At 62.0% G+C, this 16135-nt stretch carries 19 protein-coding genes; 11 read left to right on the forward strand and 8 right to left on the reverse strand.

Annotation, left to right across the window (positions count from 1 at the left end):
- Positions 1-4 precede the first annotated feature (4 nt).
- Both ccmI and AC1RP5_RS02595 read left to right on the forward strand, forming a co-directional pair.
- Positions 5-1291 (forward strand): c-type cytochrome biogenesis protein CcmI, encoded by a 1287-nt coding sequence (ccmI, locus tag AC1RP5_RS02590; RefSeq protein WP_493109008.1) that lies wholly within the window; start codon positions 5-7, stop codon positions 1289-1291.
- A 6-nt stretch (positions 1292-1297) separates the two neighbouring features.
- Complete coding sequence (locus AC1RP5_RS02595) at positions 1298-1489, forward strand: hypothetical protein (protein ID WP_493109009.1); 192 nt, start codon at positions 1298-1300, stop codon at positions 1487-1489.
- Here AC1RP5_RS02595 and AC1RP5_RS02600 read toward each other — a convergent pair.
- From AC1RP5_RS02600 to AC1RP5_RS02615, 4 genes are read right to left on the reverse strand one after another with little or no spacing between them, the layout of a single operon-like run.
- The gene (locus AC1RP5_RS02600; protein ID WP_493109010.1) at positions 1486-1707 is read right to left on the reverse strand and encodes a hypothetical protein; all 222 of its coding nucleotides are present in this window, start codon (positions 1705-1707) and stop codon (positions 1486-1488) included. The genes AC1RP5_RS02595 and AC1RP5_RS02600 overlap by 4 nt on opposite strands.
- A 42-nt stretch (positions 1708-1749) precedes the next feature.
- A complete protein-coding gene (locus AC1RP5_RS02605; protein WP_493109011.1) occupies positions 1750-2586 on the reverse strand; it encodes an Eco29kI family restriction endonuclease in 837 nt (278 codons plus the stop codon).
- Positions 2583-3770: a DNA cytosine methyltransferase gene (locus tag AC1RP5_RS02610; protein WP_493109012.1), complete on the reverse strand. Its 1188-nt coding sequence runs from the start codon at positions 3768-3770 to the stop codon at positions 2583-2585. Before AC1RP5_RS02610 ends, AC1RP5_RS02605 begins: the two co-directional genes overlap by 4 nt.
- The gene (locus AC1RP5_RS02615; RefSeq protein WP_493109013.1) at positions 3767-4261 is read right to left on the reverse strand and encodes a very short patch repair endonuclease; all 495 of its coding nucleotides are present in this window, start codon (positions 4259-4261) and stop codon (positions 3767-3769) included. Before AC1RP5_RS02615 ends, AC1RP5_RS02610 begins: the two co-directional genes overlap by 4 nt.
- Positions 4262-4369: 108 nt before the next feature.
- Between AC1RP5_RS02615 and AC1RP5_RS02620 the strand changes: the two genes are divergently transcribed.
- From AC1RP5_RS02620 to AC1RP5_RS02630, 3 genes are all read left to right on the forward strand, one after another.
- The gene (locus AC1RP5_RS02620; protein ID WP_493109014.1) at positions 4370-5113 is read left to right on the forward strand and encodes an FRG domain-containing protein; all 744 of its coding nucleotides are present in this window, start codon (positions 4370-4372) and stop codon (positions 5111-5113) included.
- Complete coding sequence (locus tag AC1RP5_RS02625) at positions 5110-6174, forward strand: GmrSD restriction endonuclease domain-containing protein (protein WP_493109015.1); 1065 nt, start codon at positions 5110-5112, stop codon at positions 6172-6174. Before AC1RP5_RS02620 ends, AC1RP5_RS02625 begins: the two co-directional genes overlap by 4 nt.
- 618 nt (positions 6175-6792) lie before the next feature.
- Positions 6793-7191 (forward strand): nuclear transport factor 2 family protein, encoded by a 399-nt coding sequence (locus AC1RP5_RS02630; protein WP_493109016.1) that lies wholly within the window; start codon positions 6793-6795, stop codon positions 7189-7191.
- Between the two features lie 125 nt (positions 7192-7316).
- Here AC1RP5_RS02630 and ahpF read toward each other — a convergent pair whose 3' ends face one another.
- Positions 7317-8909, reverse strand: coding sequence for an alkyl hydroperoxide reductase subunit F (gene ahpF / locus AC1RP5_RS02635; RefSeq protein ID WP_493109017.1), 1593 nt, complete (start codon positions 8907-8909; stop codon positions 7317-7319).
- A 171-nt stretch (positions 8910-9080) separates the two neighbouring features.
- On the reverse strand, positions 9081-9650 hold the full coding sequence (gene ahpC / locus AC1RP5_RS02640) for an alkyl hydroperoxide reductase subunit C (protein ID WP_493109018.1): 570 nt from the start codon (positions 9648-9650) through the stop codon (positions 9081-9083).
- 112 nt (positions 9651-9762) lie between these two features.
- Here ahpC and AC1RP5_RS02645 point away from each other — a divergent pair, with 112 nt between their 5' ends.
- Positions 9763-10653: a hydrogen peroxide-inducible genes activator gene (locus AC1RP5_RS02645; RefSeq protein ID WP_493109019.1), complete on the forward strand. Its 891-nt coding sequence runs from the start codon at positions 9763-9765 to the stop codon at positions 10651-10653.
- Positions 10654-10799: 146 nt separating this feature from the next.
- Here the strand turns inward: AC1RP5_RS02645 and AC1RP5_RS02650 are convergent, their stop codons facing one another.
- On the reverse strand, positions 10800-11099 hold the full coding sequence (locus tag AC1RP5_RS02650; RefSeq protein WP_493109020.1) for a hypothetical protein: 300 nt from the start codon (positions 11097-11099) through the stop codon (positions 10800-10802).
- Positions 11100-11103: 4 nt separating this feature from the next.
- Entirely contained in the window at positions 11104-11433 is a 330-nt protein-coding gene (locus tag AC1RP5_RS02655; protein ID WP_493109021.1) for a hypothetical protein, read from the reverse strand.
- A gap of 111 nt (positions 11434-11544) precedes the next feature.
- On the opposite strand from AC1RP5_RS02655, the gene AC1RP5_RS02660 reads away from it, so the two are divergent.
- From AC1RP5_RS02660 to AC1RP5_RS02680, 5 genes are read left to right on the forward strand one after another with little or no spacing between them, the layout of a single operon-like run.
- Entirely contained in the window at positions 11545-12219 is a 675-nt protein-coding gene (locus tag AC1RP5_RS02660; RefSeq protein ID WP_493109022.1) for an MSMEG_1061 family FMN-dependent PPOX-type flavoprotein, read from the forward strand.
- Positions 12201-13124 (forward strand): fatty acid desaturase, encoded by a 924-nt coding sequence (locus AC1RP5_RS02665; RefSeq protein WP_493109023.1) that lies wholly within the window; start codon positions 12201-12203, stop codon positions 13122-13124. Before AC1RP5_RS02660 ends, AC1RP5_RS02665 begins: the two co-directional genes overlap by 19 nt.
- A 27-nt stretch (positions 13125-13151) precedes the next feature.
- A complete protein-coding gene (locus tag AC1RP5_RS02670) occupies positions 13152-14123 on the forward strand; it encodes an alpha/beta fold hydrolase (protein WP_493109024.1) in 972 nt (323 codons plus the stop codon).
- On the forward strand, positions 14116-15558 hold the full coding sequence (locus AC1RP5_RS02675; RefSeq protein WP_493109025.1) for a thioredoxin family protein: 1443 nt from the start codon (positions 14116-14118) through the stop codon (positions 15556-15558). The genes AC1RP5_RS02670 and AC1RP5_RS02675 overlap by 8 nt, the downstream gene beginning before the upstream one ends.
- A 13-nt stretch (positions 15559-15571) precedes the next feature.
- Entirely contained in the window at positions 15572-16096 is a 525-nt protein-coding gene (locus AC1RP5_RS02680; RefSeq protein WP_493109026.1) for a UGSC family (seleno)protein, read from the forward strand.
- Positions 16097-16135: the final 39 nt, after the last annotated feature.

A 16135-nucleotide genomic window follows, 5' to 3' on the forward strand; every position in this document is an offset into this window, starting at 1 on the left:
GGCCATGCTCGAATTCCTGCTGGCTCTCCTCACCACCGCGACGGTCGCCGCCCTTCTCTGGCCGCTGCTGCGCCCGCGCCTGCCCGCGCGAGACCGGCTGTCGGGCGAACTGGCGATCTACCGCGACCAGCTGGCCGAACTGGAGCGCGAGCGCGCCGCCGGCACGCTCGGCCCCACCGAAGCCGCCGCCGCCCGCACCGAGATCGAGCGCCGCATGCTGGCCGCCGGCGACGCCGCCGCAGGCACGGCCAAAGCAAAGACCCCCTCCGACGCGGTGCAGAAGTGGCTGCCTCCCGCGCTCTCGCTCTTCGTCCCGCTGCTGACCTTGGGCCTCTACCTGCAGACCGGCCGCCCTGGTCTTCCTGCCGCGCCGTTCGCCGATCGTGGCGCCGAGCACCCCGCCGCCCCGCAACAGCTCGACGTCGCCCGCCTGCTGGCCGAGGCGCGCGCCCGCCTGGCGCAGGACCCCAACGACGCCGACGCGCTGGCCGCACTCGGCGAGGGCCTGACCCTTGAGGCCGGCGGCACCGTCACCCCCCAGGCACTCGACGCGCTACGCCGCGCGCTACAGGCGCGGCCCGACGATCCGCGCATCCTCTACTATCTCGGCCTGCACGAGGCGCAGAGCGGCGATTCGAAGGCCGCGATCGCCCGCTGGAGCGACCTTGCCGCCAAGAGCCCGCCCGACGCGCCCTATCTCGGCCTGCTGCGCGCCGAGATCGCGCGGGTGGCCAAGGCCGCGGGCATCGAGGTGCCGCAAAGCGCGACGCCGCAAACCCAACCACCGCAATCCACCATGCCGACGCCCAGCCGCGAGCAGCAGGAGGCGATGGCGCAGCTCACGCCGGAGCAGCGCCAGCAGGCGATCCGCTCCATGGTCGAGGGGCTGGCCGCGCGCCTCGCCGACGCGCCGCAGGACCGCGCCGGCTGGCTGCGCCTGGCCAATGCCTGGAAGGTGCTGGGCGAGAACGCCAACGCCGCCGACGCCTACGGCCGCGCCGACACGCTGGCCCCCGTCGACGCGCGCATCCTGGCCGACTGGGCCGAGGCGCATGTGCGCCAGCTGAGCCCCGGCGCCGTCCCCTCGGCCCAGGCCGTCGCCGTGCTGGAGCGGCTGGAGAAGGCCGAGCCGCGCAACGCGCTGGCCCTGTTCTACCTGGGCGTCGCCGCCGAAGCCGCGGGCAACAAGCCGGCGGCGCTGCAGCGCTGGAAGACGCTGCTGGCGCTCCTGCCGGCCGATGCGCCGATCCGGGGGATGCTGGAGGAGAGGATCAAGGCGGCGGGGGGGTGAGGTCGGGTGACCGGGCCGGGGCCGATGCTCGGTGCGCTACGCGCGCAGGATCGCCTGACGATTGCGCAGCTTATCGCCGCCAGTCGCAACGCGCTCAAGGTGCGGCTGCGCGAGGTGGTGTCGACGGGACACGAGTGCCACCAAGGCAAGGAGCGGGCGACCTGGTATTCGTTGCGACTGCTAACCGTCGCCGGTTAAAGCGATGTCTCTCCAAAATGGTCGAGGTAGATCGACCCGATGGTCTTACCGGACTCGTCGATCACGGGATGGTGGCCCGTTTCTAGCTCATCTCGCTCAATTCTGTCCGCCAGCTTGCGGAGCGCGGCGGCGCACCATGTGTTCACCGTCTGAGAATTTGGACCTGAAAGATCCAGTTCAATTTCGCAATTTAGGTGCGGCGTTACATCGTCGTCCATTGAGCGCTCCTCCTCCTTCCATGAAGACCCAGAGACCGTGAGTTATGTTTGGCGCAACTCGTCGACGAAGCTGGCCAATACGTCGCTCAGTCGCTTGAGAGGCGGATGCTTAGAAAAATGTTCAGCTAACTCCGACTGGATCCTTTCGATGCTCTTGGCGTCCTCAGTGGACTTTGCCGCCCAAGCTCTACCTGGATGAAGGGTATCCCATGGTGACCGTTTATTGCGGCGTGTATTGGCATCGTCACCATGCTTGCCAAGTCCGAAAACCAGCTTTGTCTCACTGTTCCAAATCGGCCTGAATAAACGGATTAGATAATCCTCTGCGCCGGTCTCCCATCCGGTCTGAACGACCAGAGCTCTATATTCAAAGTCTTCTATTTGGAGGTTCTGCCCGGCCCTCTCAATATTCTTACGATGCTCGTTGAGTCGAGCGGCCAGCCGAGCACCCTGAGCAACTGGAGTCATCGCACCCTGCTGATGGGGTGCCGCTTGTCCAACATAGATTGGCGTGTCAGTGCTGCTGATGGGAGAGTAGAGGGAGAAGCTACCCGAGTAGTATATCGCATAGACTCCTGATCCATGGAAAAGCTGAAGCTCGCTTAGTGGTCGGCGCGGTTGAGCCGTTAGTGCTAAAGCAATGAAAAAGCCAGTAGTGCGTGGGTTTCCTGGATCAAAGACGGCACTGGGACGAGTGATCGGATCCAGCTTCGCAAGTAAAGCTTGCAAGTCGTTTGCTGCGTTGTTCAAAGCGTCGTTCAATCGGCGCCTTGAGGTGGCCGAGAACTGACCTGTGTTGATCTCAGCAGCTAATTCCTCAAGGTCCTTTCGAAGATTTGCAATGACCGATTCAGCTTGAGGAAGAGGACTCTTAGTCATTGGAACTGCTTGGACCTCGTCACAAGCATTAATTGCTTACGAACACTTCTGGCCACCATCGCACCCAATTCAACAGGAACCGCATTGCCTAGCTGACGCATCGTCTCACTCCATGCTCCATGGAATACGAAGTCATCTGGAAATGTCTGCAAACGCGCGCTCTCCCGAACAGTAAAATAGCGTACTTTGCCACTGGAGCGAACAAGCATGTTCTCACCGCCTGGGACGCCATGTACGCCCGCCTTGAGAGCTTTAGCTGGTTCATCAAGGGGACTGCCGGTGTGACCGGGATAGGCGCGCGCCCCAGGTTGGAAGCGATGATTAGGGATATGGAATGCCTTCTTGGGCTCAAGCTCGGGATCAGGCAGGCCGCGCAGAGCGTCTCTCACAGTCAGCCAGGCTTTTGTCTCTGGCTGAGCCCCGATCTTCAATGCTCTCTCTTGCAGCCGTGGCCCAACCTGCCGTTCGCGTTTAGCGACGCGATGATGTTCCCAATACTCACCGCTTCGCAATTGAGACCAAAGAAGCGCGTCGATGGAGTGAGTTTCGTCGGGGAATGACCATTCGACACCCAGGTCGCGACGAAACCCAACGAAGACGATACGCTCTCGCCGTTGAGGGATTCCGTAATCAGCTGCATTCAGTACGCGACATACAACTCGATACGTCAATCCAGTGCTGCGCTTGTTGCCAGTATGGTGCCGCTCTAGGCGGCCGAGATGGTCTTCCCAATTCTCGCAATTCTTACGAATAATGTCTGGATAGGTTAATTGCTGAATAATGTACGTTAGGTAACTGGCGAAACTTGCACGAGTAAGCCCCTTCACATTCTCGAAAATGAATGCTTTGGGCTTAATTTCTCTAACCGCGCGAACCGCCTCTGGCCACATGTCACGTTCATCGTCATGCGCTCGATGTCGACCGCCCAGGGAAAACGGCTGACAAGGTGGGCCGCCAGTTACTAGATCGACTTGACCTTCGTATGGATGAAAATCAACTGTTCTCACGTCACATTCGGTTGGCTCGGGCCATTTGACCACAGCTGGCACGCCATCATTCCGATTCTCTCGGATTGTGTCACAGCACCATTTATCTCTTTCAATGATTGCTTGGGGCATAAAGCCAGCGTTGCTTACACCAATGCCAAGCCCACCTGCTCCGACAAACAGCTCGACCGATTTCATTTCTTGTCCCCAAGAAAGGCAGCAAGGGCGTTCTTTAAACGTTCCTTATCTCCGATTTGACACTCCCATACAACCAAGACTTTCCAACCGTCTTTTCTGAGCAGGCTGATATTACGGCGATCACGTTTCGCGTTTGCGGTGAGCTTTGAAGTCCAAAAATCGATTCGAGACTTCGGGAGCCGAGCTAACCGACAGGTGGCGGCTGAGTGCCGATGCCAAAAGCAACCGTGAACGAAGATTATTTTCTGCTTCCCCTTAAATACAAGGTCAGGACGACCAGGCAGATTGCGCGCCTGGAGTCGATATCGATACCCGAGCGCCGAAACGGTGCTTCGTACCACTCGCTCGGGCTTGGTGTCCTTGTGTCGAACGAGACTCATTCTGACACTGCGCTCTGCGGGTGTGAGAGGATCTACGGACACCGTCCGGCTTGGTTTGGTTAACTTAGTTTGCTTGTTCATGGGGCGAGCCCGACCAGATTGGCGAAGCATATTGCGAGGGATCAAGCCAAGGTTGTGGATTTCTGTTCGATAATTGGCGACAAGATTCAGCCGTCGTGCGTTACTTGTATGGTTTCATTGGTGGGATCGTGAGCAAGCATGCGGTTTCCTGATAAACAGATTCGGTCAGTTGGCGACCTTTTAGAAGAGCTCAATCGAAGGCTTAAGCCAAAGGAAAGTGTGTGGTTCAGGGGGCACTCAAATAAGAGTTGGCCTCTAGTGCCATCTATTGCTCGCAGTATAGCAACTCTTGCCGCAGAGCGAGCTTACGTTAAGCATTTCATGCAAAACGCCTTTGCCTACATCGGGGAAAGACCAAGAACCGAATGGGAGTGGATTTTTACGATGCAGCACCATCGGGCGCCCACTCGCCTTTTGGACTGGTCTGAAAGTCCTCTCACAGCTCTCTATTTTATTGTAACGGCACGACCTAGAGTTGATGGAGCGCTCTGGTGTCTCGATCCTGTAGAACTTAACAAGAAAGCCAACATACGCTTCGACAATCCGAAGGAAATTCCTTTGTTTGGAATGGATCGTCAGCTTGACAACTATCTTCCGAGTAGCGTGGGCAGCGAAAAGCTAACAAATTTTACACCGGTCGCGGCACTTGCCGAGAGGAACACTCGGAGAATTGAAGCGCAACTAGGAACCTTCACGATCGTCCATCGCGAAGCAATGCCGATCGAGAAAGTTGGCGATGGCAGCCATGTATGGCGGTTGATTGTTCCCAAAGCCGCAAAAGCCCGCATACGAGACGAACTGGCGCGGCTCAAAGTTAGTGAATTTACGGTGTTCCCGGATCTGGATAGAGTTGCGGCGGCTGCTCGCGAGTTGCTCGAATGAATGCCATGGAAGTGACAACTTTACCCCAGAGCGCGATCCTGTACCTGTACGCGAGGAAGAATCGTGTTCAACTTGATCCTGTTTATCAGCGAGCAAGCGAAATATGGAGTCTAGACAAGCGTCAGCTGTTGATTGATTCAATACTCAATGGCTTCGACATTCCGAAGTTGTACTTTCATAAACTGCCAAAGCGCGCGTCGTCGAAATTCGACTACGCGATTGTAGACGGGAAGCAGCGGCTCGAAACAATTTGGAAGTTTATCGACGGAGCTTTTCCTCTGGCGGACGATTTCGAATACTTTAAAGATCCAAAAGTTGAGGCGTCGGGTCTTACATATGCTGAATTGAGCAAACAACATCCAGATCTCAAAATATCTTTTGATAGCTATACGCTCTCTGTCGTCTCGATCGAAACTGCCGATATTGAGATGATCGAAGAGATGTTCTCGCGGTTAAACGAAGCGGTTCCATTGAGTGCAGCAGAAAAGCGAAACGCTTTTCCGGGCCCTTTGCCTACTGCAATACGGCATATCTCTAAACACAAGTTCTTTACCAAGAAGTTGCCGTTCAAGAATCAACGCTACCGGCATTTCGATACTGCGGCCAAGTTTCTTAGTGCTCAGAAAGCGCAACGGGTTGTCGACACAAAGAAGATCTATCTGGACGGCTTTGTACGCGAGTTCGAGAATAGACCCAAGACTAGCAGGTTGACATTCGTTTCTGATACGGAACGCGTGCTTGACGCAATGGTGAGGGTTTTCGTCGATGCTGATCCACTGCTGCGATCAGTCGGCATGATTAATATCTATTATCATTTGTTTCGGATCGCGCGTGACGAAAGGTGGCTCGGAGATATTTCGAGGTCGCGATTGCTAAAATTTGAGAAACTGAGAATTGACAACCGCGCAATCGCGGAAAGCGACTTTGATAAAGCTGACTATGAACTTGTTGAGTTTGAGCGCTATCAGCAATCTCCGAATGATGGCTACGCTATACGCCTCAGACTGCGAACGCTTCTGAATAAGGCTTTTGAGCGTCAAGTTAGTACGGATGAACTATAAAGAAGTAAAGTGAGGGTATGCATGGCGCTAGTTCGATCATTTGCGCGAAAAGATCGTGAGCGAGCTTCATTGCATGATGAGATTGATGCGACGTATTCAACTTTTGAAAGAGATGGCATCAGAGTTTTGCAGATCGACACGTACGGTCGAAATTCGCGACAAGTTCCGGGAAAGCAGAGCCAGACTCTTCAACTTGACATAGGCGGGGCCAAAGCCCTGTACGAAATACTAAAGCGCGAATTCCAGCTCTAGGTTATTCCCGCGAGCTAGCGAAGGTGTAGGGCGTGCCGGCTTTTGGCATGATGTGGGGCGGTCATACTCGTCTAAGCCGCCTCCTACAGCTCGACCAGCGTACTCCGGATCAGGTGTCGAACGCCGATAACGCGCCCTTGAGGTCCTCGCGCAGGACGACGACGATCTGCTTGCAGGGCACGCTCGTGGTGTCGCCTGCGAGAAGAACGGGGGTTGCCAACTGCATGTATGCGCCTGTCTGGCACTAAGCAGCACAAGGAAGCTCGCTCCAGCGTTACGAGAATGCCTCATTACCTCCCAGACAATCGCCGCCTCGCCTGCGCTGGCCTACCTCCCGCGTGGATCAACCATCCGCAGGAGGAAGCCATGTCCCATCCCACCGCCACGCCGGACGCCGTCGTCGAGGCCTACGTCGCCACCTGGAACGAGACCGATGCCGCGCGCCGCGGCGCCGGCATTGCGGCGGCCTGGACTGAGAAGGGCATCTACCGCGATCCGGTGATGGCGAGCGACTTGCATGCCGGGATCGATGCCATGCTGGCGGGCGTGCAGGCGAAGTTCCCGGGCTTCGTGCTCAAGCGCACGTCGAAGGTCGACGCTCATGCCGGCCCCTCTGGTGGGCCGGTGGGCGGCTATCTGCGCTTCACGTGGTCGCTCGGTCCGGTCGATGGGCCATCGGTCGTCGAGGGTGTCGATTTCTGCACCCTGGCGCCGGATGGGCGGCTGGCGTCTGTGGTGGGGTTCATCGACAAGATGCCGGGCTAGGTGCGCTACAGGGGCAGGAAAGGTCCCTCGGCTTCGCTTCGCTTCGCTCGGGATGACAACGGGAGCGACGCGATAGGCGTGCGACAACCCGGGCCGGCGAGGACCCGGGTCATCTGCCTTGCGGCCTAAGCCGCTTCCTTCACCTCCACCGGCGTGCTGCGGATCAGGTGGTCGAATGCCGACAGCGCGGCCTTCGCGCCCTCGCCCATGGCGATGACGATCTGCTTATAGGGCACGGTCGTGGCGTCGCCGGCGGCGAAGATGCCGGGGACCGAGGTCTGGCCCCTGGCGTCGACTTCGATCTCGCCGCGCGGGCTCAAGGCGATCGCGCCCTTCAGCCACTCGGTGTTGGGCACCAGGCCGATCTGCACGAAGATGCCCTCGAGCTCGATCGTCTTCTGCTCGCCCGCCCCGTTGTTAGCCGCGCGGTCCTTGTAGGCGAGGCCCGTCACCTTGGCGCCGTCGCCGTGCACCTCGGTCGTCTGCGCCGAGACGATCACCGTGGCGTTGGGCAGCGACTTGAGCTTGGCCTGCAGCACCGCGTCGGCGCGGAGCTGGCTGTCGAACTCGATCAGGGTGACGTGGCTCACCAGGCCCGCGAGGTCGATCGCCGCCTCGACGCCGGAATTGCCGCCGCCGATCACCGCCACCCGCTTGCCCTTGAACAGCGGGCCGTCGCAGTGCGGGCAGTAGGCCACGCCCTTGTTGCGATACTCGGCCTCGCCGGGGACGTTCATCTGCCGCCACCGCGCGCCGGGCGCCAGCACGATCGTGCGCGCCTTGAGGCTGGCGCCATTCTGCAGCTCCAGCTCGGCATGGCCGTCGGGCGTCGCGGCCGGGGTCAGCTTGGCGGCGATCTGCAAGTCCATCACGTCGACCTCGTAGTCCTTCACGTGCTGGCTGAGCGCGGCCGCCATCTTCGGCCCCTCGGTGTGGGAGACCGAGATGAAATTCTCGATGCCCATCGTGTCCAGCACCTGGCCGCCGAAGCGCTCCGAGGCGATGCCGGTGCGGATGCCCTTGCGTGCGGCGTAGATCGCCGCGGCCGCGCCAGCGGGGCCGCCGCCGACCACCAGCACGTCATAGGGCTTCTTCGTCGCGATCTCCTCGGCCGCGCGTTCGCTGGCGCCGGTGTCGAGCTTGGCCAGGATCTGCTCCAGGCTCATGCGGCCCTGGCCGAACGGCAGGCTGTTCAGGAAGATCGACGGGACGGCCATCACGCCGCGCTTCTCGACCTCGTCCTGGAACAGGGCGCCGTCGATCGCCGTGTGGCGGATGCGCGGGTTCAGCACGCTCATCAGGTTCAGCGCCTGCACCACGTCGGGGCAGTTCTGGCACGAGAGCGAGAAATAGGTCTCGAACGTGTAGTCGCCGTCGAGGCCCTTCACCCGCTCGATCGTCTCCTGCGCTTCCTTGCCCGGGTGGCCGCCGACCTGCAGCAGCGCCAGCACCAGCGAGGTGAATTCATGGCCCATCGGGATGCCGGCGAAGCGGACCGAGATGTCGGTGCCGGCGCGCACGATGGCGAAGGACGGCTTGCGCATGTCCTCGTCGGCCTCGGCGAACGTGACCTTGTCCGACAGGCCCGCGATCTCCTGCAGCAGCTCCTTCAGCTCGGCCGACTTCTCGCTCCCGTCGAGCGACGCCACCAGCTCAACCGGCTGCGTCAGGCGCTCGAGATATCCCTGCAACTGCGTCTTGAGGTTGGCATCCAACATGGGAGGTACTCCTGTGAAAACTCTTGGTCGTCGCGGAGGAAAAAGAGATCCCTCGACTTCGCTGCGCTCCGCTCGGGATGACGGATCCCATGGAACCCGTCGTCCCGACCGGAGCCCGAAGGGCGGAGTGGAGGGACCTCTTTTGAAGGTCTCTCCACCCCTTCGTCGTCCTTAGATCTTGCCGACCAGGTCGAGGCTGGGGGCGAGGGTCTTCTCGCCTTCCTTCCAGGCGGCCGGGCAGACTTCGCCGGGGTGCGAGGCGACGTACTGGGCGGCCTTGACCTTGCGCAGCAGCTCCGAGGCGTCGCGGCCGATGCCGCCGGCGGTGATCTCGACGATCTGGATCTTGCCGTCCGGGTCGACCACGAAGGTGCCGCGATCGGCCAGACCGGCTTCCTCGATCATCACGCCGAAGTTGCGGGTGATGGCGCCGGTCGGGTCACCGACCATGACGTACTCGATCTTCTTGATGGCTTCCGACGTGTCGTGCCACGCCTTGTGGCTGAAGTGCGTGTCGGTCGAGACGCTGTAGATTTCCACGCCCAGCTTCTTGAACTCGGCGTAGTTCGTGGCCAGGTCCTCGAGCTCGGTCGGGCAGACGAAGGTGAAGTCCGCCGGGTAGAAGAACACGACCGACCACTTGCCCTTGCCCTTCAGGTTGGCTTCGGTGACGTCGATGAACTTGCCCTTCTGGAAGGCGGTGGCCTTGAACGGCTTGATCTCGGTGTTGATGAGGGACACGCTTGAAACTCCTTGGGTAATTGGTCGCAACGGTTACTTAGGGGCATTCTAAGATCGTTTAAAGCGCAAAATACCGAATTGAATAATCGGTAAAAGCGATTATATGCCCCCTATGAAACCTACCCCCACCTTGCGACAGCTTCGCTACCTGGTGGCCGTGGTCGATCGCTGCCACTTCGGCCAGGCGGCCGCCGCCTGCAACGTCAGCCAGTCGACCCTCAGCGCCAGCATCCAGGAGCTGGAGGAGCTTTTAGGCGCCCCCCTGCTGGAGCGGACCAAGCGCACAGTCGTGCCGACCCCGCTGGGCCGCGGCGTCGCGGACCGGGCGCGGGGGCTGCTGGAGGGCGCGGAGAACCTGATGGACCTGGCCCAGGCGTCGCGCGACCCGCTGTCGGGTCCGCTGCATCTCGGCGTCATCCCGACCATCGGCCCGTTCCTGCTGCCGCGCGCGATGCCGCGCCTGCGTAAAAGCTTCCCGAAGCTGCAGCTCTATCTGCGCGAGGACCAGACCGCCCGCCTGCTCGAACGCCTCGACAGCGGTGAACTCGACGCCGTGCTGCTGGCGCTGCCCTATGCGCTGGGCGACCTCGAAGTCATGGACCTCGGCGAGGACCGGTTCTCGATCGTCTATCCGTCGAGCCATCAACCGGCCGCGAACATCGCCGACGAGAACCTGCTGCTGCTGGAGGACGGTCACTGCCTGCGCGACCAGGCGCTGGCGGCCTGCGAGCTGGAAGGCGCGCGGCGCAATGCCGGCTTCAATGGCACGAGCCTGCATACGCTGGCGCAGATGGTGGCAAACGGATTGGGCGTGACCCTGATGCCGCAAATGGCAATCGATGCCGGCATCCTGCGCGGCCTCGACGTGACGGTGCGCCCCTTGGTGGGCGCCGTTCCGCATCGCCGTATCGGGCTGGTGTGGCGGCGGACATCGGCGCGCGCCGAAACCTTTCACGCCTTGGGAAATTCACTCAAGGAGGAACTTGGAGTCGAACTGCGATGAAAAAGGAACAAGCCTGCCCTGCAGGATTGACTCGTCAGGTCCCACAGGGGGCTGTGCTACTTCCGGAATGCAGAGAATAAAGGCCTGTGCGCCCGACCGCGGATCTCGCGGTCGGGCTCTTTTTTTGCGCAGGCGGCGCGCTCGCGTTACTGCTGGCGCGGCGTTTCCTGAGGCATCTCCGGCGTCGGCGTCACCGGGATCGGCGTGATCCTCGGCACGTTCGGCGTCCGGGTCTCGTTGGTCGGCGCATTGATGCCCGCGGGATCCGGACTGCGGGCCATCTCGCTCCGCTCGCCCTTGTCGCCCGAGAAGAACATCAGACCTGCGGCGGCTACGATCGCGGCCACCACACCCGTGACAAGGTAAAGCCCACGGCTCGGGGCCTTCTGCTCGAACGCGACGTCGTCGTAGACGGGCCTGTCGAGTTTCGGATCGTAGTCGCTCATGTCCTTACTCCTGCGGAGCGGTACGCGGCGTGGCCGGAGCCGGGGCCGCGGGATTGGCCGGCATCGGGATAGCCGTCGGGCGGTCCGCGTTCGGGGTCGCGCCCGGCGCCGTCGGCGTGTCGGTCACCGTCCGCTCGATCGGAGCGGGAGCCTGCGCCTGTTCAGGCGCGCCGTTCTGCGGATTGCCGAAGTACAGGAAGCCACCCACCAGGGCGACGCCCGCCAGGACGGCGAGCAGGACATAGCCGGGGCGGCCGTCATCCGGCGCACGATACGGGTCCTTGGGGTCGTAGCCGAAACGGCCCGGGCCCAGGTTGGGATCATAATCGCTCATCTGGTCCTCCTTTTGCTGTGTGTCTGAACAACCAACGACTCCTCGCGCCGGATGGTTTCCACAAAGGGGGGTGCCTGCTACCCTGCCCTGCAGATTCCGGAGGTCTCGCAAATGCCTGATTCGCTGTCTTTTTCGACCCCGCCGACGGAACCCGAATTGCTCGATGCGGCGGGCGCGGCCGCCCTGGTCGCGTCCTACGCGCCGGTCAGCGCGACGGCCGCGATCAAGGATATCGGCCGCATCGATGCCCACATGGGTCGCTTCATTGCCCTGTCGCCGATCTGCCTGATCTCGACGGCCGACGCCGTCGGCAAGCAGGACGTCACGCCGCGCGGGGATCCGCCGGGCTCCTTCAAGGTACTGGACGAGAAGACGATCGCGCTGGCCGACCGGCCGGGCAACAACCGCCTCGATACGCTGCGCAATCTTCTGGAGAACCCCGAGGTCGCACTGATCTTCCTGCTGCCGGGCGTCAACGAGACGGTGCGGGTCGCGGGCACCGCGCGCCTGTCGGTCGATCCGGAGTTGCTCGAAGCGATGGCGGTGCAGGGCAAGGCGCCGAAATGTGCGATCGTCGTGTCGGTTCGCCAGGCCTACCTGCACTGCGCCAAGGCGCTGCTGCGCTCGCGCCTGTGGTCGCCCGACTATGTCCAGCCCAAGGGCACCTTCCCCTCGATCTCGCGCATGGTCGGCGACCAGATTGGCCTCAGCGAAGACGAGAAGAAGAAGCGCGAAGCGGCGACCGAGCACGCCTACAAGGAAGGCCTATGGGCGCCTATACAATAACCGGCCAGCGCGCCCGCCAGATGCGGGTGGTGCCGGCCGAGGTGCTGAAGCGGCTCTATGTCCGCGACGACACCAAGGGCCTCATCCAGACGGCCGCGCACGTGGCCCTGCTGATCCTCGGCGGCTGGCTGGTGCTTTTAACGCGCGGCACCTGGTGGGTGCTGCCGGCGCTGTTGCTGCAGGGCATCTTCATCAACTCGCTGTTCGGCGCCCTGCACGAGTCGGTGCATTACGGATCGTTCAAGACGCGCTGGATGGCCGACCTGCTCGCTTTCTTTTCCGGCGCGGCGATCCTGAACAATGCCGGTTTCTACCGGCACTATCATCTCGCCCATCACCGCTACACCCAGGACCCCGACCGCGATCCCGAATTGATCACGTCCGGCACGCCGCGCACCTGGAAGAACTATCTGTTCCGCGTCAGCTCGATCCCGTTCCTGATGATCCGCGCGCGCGACCTCCTGCTGTTCCCGTTCGGCTTCCGCGGCGACGTCACCTACATCCACGAAGCGGCATGGCCCGAGGTGCGGCGCTGGGGCCGCTGGCTGCTTGCCTTCTACGCCGTGCTGATCGTCGGTTCGATCCTGCTCAAGACCGATGCAATCCTGTGGGTCTGGTTCTTCCCGCTGCTGGTCGGCCTGCCGTTGCTACGCCTCTACCTGCTGACCGAGCACACGCTCTGCCCCAACAGCGACGACGGCTTCGCCAACACGCGCACGACGATCTCCAATCCCGTCGTGCGGTTCCTGATGTGGAACCTGCCTTATCACGCCGAGCATCACCTTCTGCCCAACATTCCGTTCCATCACCTGCCCGAGGCGCACCGGCATCTGCGGCCGCACCTGAAATACGTCGCGAAGAGCTACACTCAGGTGCACGGCGAGATCATCCGCAGCTTCGGCTGAACTAAAAACGGGAAAGGGGGCGAACCCATGCGGACGAGCGAAGGTGTCTGGACGGCGGACCATGTCCGGCTGCAGCGCGGCGGCACGCTGAAGCAGGCCCGTATCGTCTGGAAGACCTACGGCACGCTGTCGCCCAAGCGCGACAACGTCATCCTCTATCCGACCAGCTACGGCGCCCATCACACCGACATCGAATGGCTGGTCGACGTGCGGCGCTGCCTCGATCCCAGTCGCTACTTCATCATCATTCCCAACATGCTGACGAACGGCCTCTCCTCGTCGCCGTCCAACACAGCCGACTTCCCCGAGGTCACGACCTTCGACAACGTGATGCTGCAGCGGCAGATGCTGGTGGAACTGTTCGGCATCGACCGGCTGAAGCTGGTCTATGGCTGGTCGATGGGCGCGCAGCAGGCCTATCACTGGGGCGCGCTGTTCGGCGAGGCGGTCGAGCGCATCGTCGTCAATTGCGGCTCGGCCCGCACCGCGCCGCACAACTTCGTCTTCCTCGAAGGCATCCGTACCACCCTGCAGGCCGCCGCGACGCCGCAGCAGGGATTGCGCGCCATGGGCCGCATCTATGCCGGCTGGGCGCTCAGCCAGACCTTCTATCGGCGCGAGATGTGGCGCGGTCTCGGCTTCACGACGCTGGAGGATTTCCTCGTCCGCTCGTGGGAGGCCAACTTTCTGCGCCGCGCTATGCACGACCTGCTGGCCCAGCTCTGGACCTGGCAGAACGGCGATATTTCGGCCAACGATCTTTACCGCGGTGACCTCGAAATGGCGCTTTCGGGCATCAAGGCCAAGGTTTTGCTGATGCCGTCGGCCACCGATCTCTATTTCCAGACCGACGACAACCGGGCGGAGCTGCCGCATTTGCGGTATGGCAGACTGGTCGAGATCCCGTCGGTCTGGGGACATCGCGCTGGCAATCCGCGCGACAATCCCGAGGACGCCGCGTTCATCGACGCCCAGGTGGAGGCTCTGCTGAATGATTGAGGTATTGCCTGCGGACGGGCTGGTGATCGTTGCCAAGCACGAATGCCATACCTGCGTGCTGGTCGAGCCGGTGATGCAGAGCCTCGACCGCGCCGGCCCGCTCACCGTAATCACGCAGGACGATCCGACGTTTCCGTCCGGCGTCGGTCGCGTGCTCGACGACCAGCAGCTCGAACGCTCCTTCCATCTCAAGGTCGAGGCCGTGCCGACCTTGATCCGCTACGAAGGCGGCCGCGAAGTCGGGCGCACCGTGGGCTGGGATCGCGCCGAATGGACCCGCCTCGCCGGCGCCGCGGCAGCGGGCGAAGGCCTGCCCGCCTGGCAGCCCGGCTGCGGCTCGCGCAGCGTCGAACCCGGCGTACAGGAAGCGCTGATCGCGCGCTACGGCGATCCTGGTCTTGCATCGCGCGAGATCCCGGTCGGCGAATGGGACGATCCGATCGAGGCCTGTTTCGAGCGTGGCTGGAGCGACGGTCTGCCCGTCGTGCCGCCGACCGACGAGCGCATCCTGCGCATGCTGGGCGGCACCGATCGCAAGCCCGACGAAGTCGTCGGCCTCATCCCGCCAAATCTTGCGCCCTGCACGATCGAGAAGGTGGCGATCAACGCGGTGATGGCGGGCTGCAAGCCGGAATACATGCCCGTCGTTCTGGGCGTGCTGGAGGCGGCGCTCGATCCGTTGTTCGTGCTGCATGGGCTGCTCTGCACGACGCATTTCTCGGGGCCTCTGGTCATCATCAACGGACCGGCGGCCAAGGCCGTCGGCATGAACTCCGGCGTCAATGCGCTGGGCCAGGGCAACCGCGCCAACGCCACGATCGGGCGTGCGCTGCAGCTCATCGTGCGCAACGTCGGCGGCGGCATTCCCGGTGGCATGGACCGTGCGACCCTGGGCAATCCCGGCAAGTACACGTTCTGCTTTGCCGAGGATGAATCCGACCCGGACTGGGAGCCGCTGGCGCAACGCCGCGGCATCGACGCCGGCAAGAGCGCCGTGACCCTGTTCCATGGCGAGGGCGTACACGGCTTTATCGACCAGAAATCGCGCACGCCGGAAGAGCTCGTCCGCTCGCTGGCCATGGGCCTGTTCGGCGTCGGCCATCCCAAGCTCTGCAACGTCGGCAATGCGGTGCTCGTGCTGTCGCCCGAGCATTACAATATCTTCAAGGAAGGTGGCTGGAACCGCCGTCGCATCGAAGAGGAACTCCATCAGGCGCTGAAGCGGCCCGGCCGCGACCTGATTCACGGCGCGCAGAATGTCGCCGAAGGGCTGCCCGCCTCGATGGCCGACAAGATGGTCGACAAGTTCCAGCCCGACGGCGTGCTGATCGTTCGCGCCGGCGGCCCGGCCGGTCTATTCTCCGCCATCATCGGTGGCTGGCCTGGACAGCGCGTGAGCGACGAATGCCAGGCCGTTACCCACGAGATTCGCTGAAGGACATCGATCGATGAATTATTCGAGCAAGTTGCGCGACCCCACTTCCGAAGCTTCGCCGACGCGCCGCGCCCGCCTTGCGCCCCCGTCCTCGCTCGACGGCAAGGTCGTGGCGCTGATGGATATCGGCAAGTCGCGCGGCGCGGAGTTCCTCGACCGGCTGGAGGGTCATTTCAAGGCCGCTGGCGTCGCGACGAAGCGCTACCGCAAGCCCACGAACACCAAGGTGGCGCCGGCTTCGGTGATGCAGACGATCGCGGCCGAGGCGCAGCTCGCGGTGATCGCCTTAAGCGATTGAGGCTCTTGCACATCGTGCAGTCTGCACGACCTTCATAATCTCGACGGACGCGGGCTTCCCGGCGTCAACATCGTGACCACCGAATTCGTTGACGGCGTTACCGCGCAAAGCGATGCGCTGGGCTTCGAACCGGCGGTCGTCTACGTGCCGCATCCCATCCAGAACCGCACCAAGGACGAGATCGTCGAAATCGCCGACCGCGCCTTCGCGCAGGTGATGGCGTTGCTGAAGAGCACTTAATCATTGGACCGCGGGCCTCCAGGCCCGCTCATGAGGCGG

This window comes from Reyranella sp. GW821-FHT12G01, from assembly GCF_058806575.1.

Coding starts and splice junctions, on each gene's coding strand:
- AC1RP5_RS02655 (WP_493109021.1), bottom strand. CDS start 11,433: ATGAGCGATTATGATCCCAACCTGGGCCCGGGCCGTTTCGGCTACGAC.
- AC1RP5_RS02615 (WP_493109013.1), bottom strand. CDS start 4,261: ATGCTTCGCCAATCTGGTCGGGCTCGCCCCATGAACAAGCAAACTAAG.
- AC1RP5_RS02630 (WP_493109016.1), top strand. CDS start 6,793: ATGTCCCATCCCACCGCCACGCCGGACGCCGTCGTCGAGGCCTACGTC.
- AC1RP5_RS02645 (WP_493109019.1), top strand. CDS start 9,763: ATGAAACCTACCCCCACCTTGCGACAGCTTCGCTACCTGGTGGCCGTG.
- AC1RP5_RS02660 (WP_493109022.1), top strand. CDS start 11,545: ATGCCTGATTCGCTGTCTTTTTCGACCCCGCCGACGGAACCCGAATTG.
- AC1RP5_RS02675 (WP_493109025.1), top strand. CDS start 14,116: ATGATTGAGGTATTGCCTGCGGACGGGCTGGTGATCGTTGCCAAGCAC.
- ccmI (WP_493109008.1), top strand. CDS start 5: ATGCTCGAATTCCTGCTGGCTCTCCTCACCACCGCGACGGTCGCCGCC.
- AC1RP5_RS02670 (WP_493109024.1), top strand. CDS start 13,152: ATGCGGACGAGCGAAGGTGTCTGGACGGCGGACCATGTCCGGCTGCAG.
- AC1RP5_RS02625 (WP_493109015.1), top strand. CDS start 5,110: ATGAATGCCATGGAAGTGACAACTTTACCCCAGAGCGCGATCCTGTAC.
- AC1RP5_RS02665 (WP_493109023.1), top strand. CDS start 12,201: ATGGGCGCCTATACAATAACCGGCCAGCGCGCCCGCCAGATGCGGGTG.
- ahpF (WP_493109017.1), bottom strand. CDS start 8,909: ATGTTGGATGCCAACCTCAAGACGCAGTTGCAGGGATATCTCGAGCGC.
- AC1RP5_RS02600 (WP_493109010.1), bottom strand. CDS start 1,707: ATGGACGACGATGTAACGCCGCACCTAAATTGCGAAATTGAACTGGAT.
- AC1RP5_RS02620 (WP_493109014.1), top strand. CDS start 4,370: ATGCGGTTTCCTGATAAACAGATTCGGTCAGTTGGCGACCTTTTAGAA.
- AC1RP5_RS02605 (WP_493109011.1), bottom strand. CDS start 2,586: ATGACTAAGAGTCCTCTTCCTCAAGCTGAATCGGTCATTGCAAATCTT.
- AC1RP5_RS02650 (WP_493109020.1), bottom strand. CDS start 11,099: ATGAGCGACTACGATCCGAAACTCGACAGGCCCGTCTACGACGACGTC.
- AC1RP5_RS02610 (WP_493109012.1), bottom strand. CDS start 3,770: ATGAAATCGGTCGAGCTGTTTGTCGGAGCAGGTGGGCTTGGCATTGGT.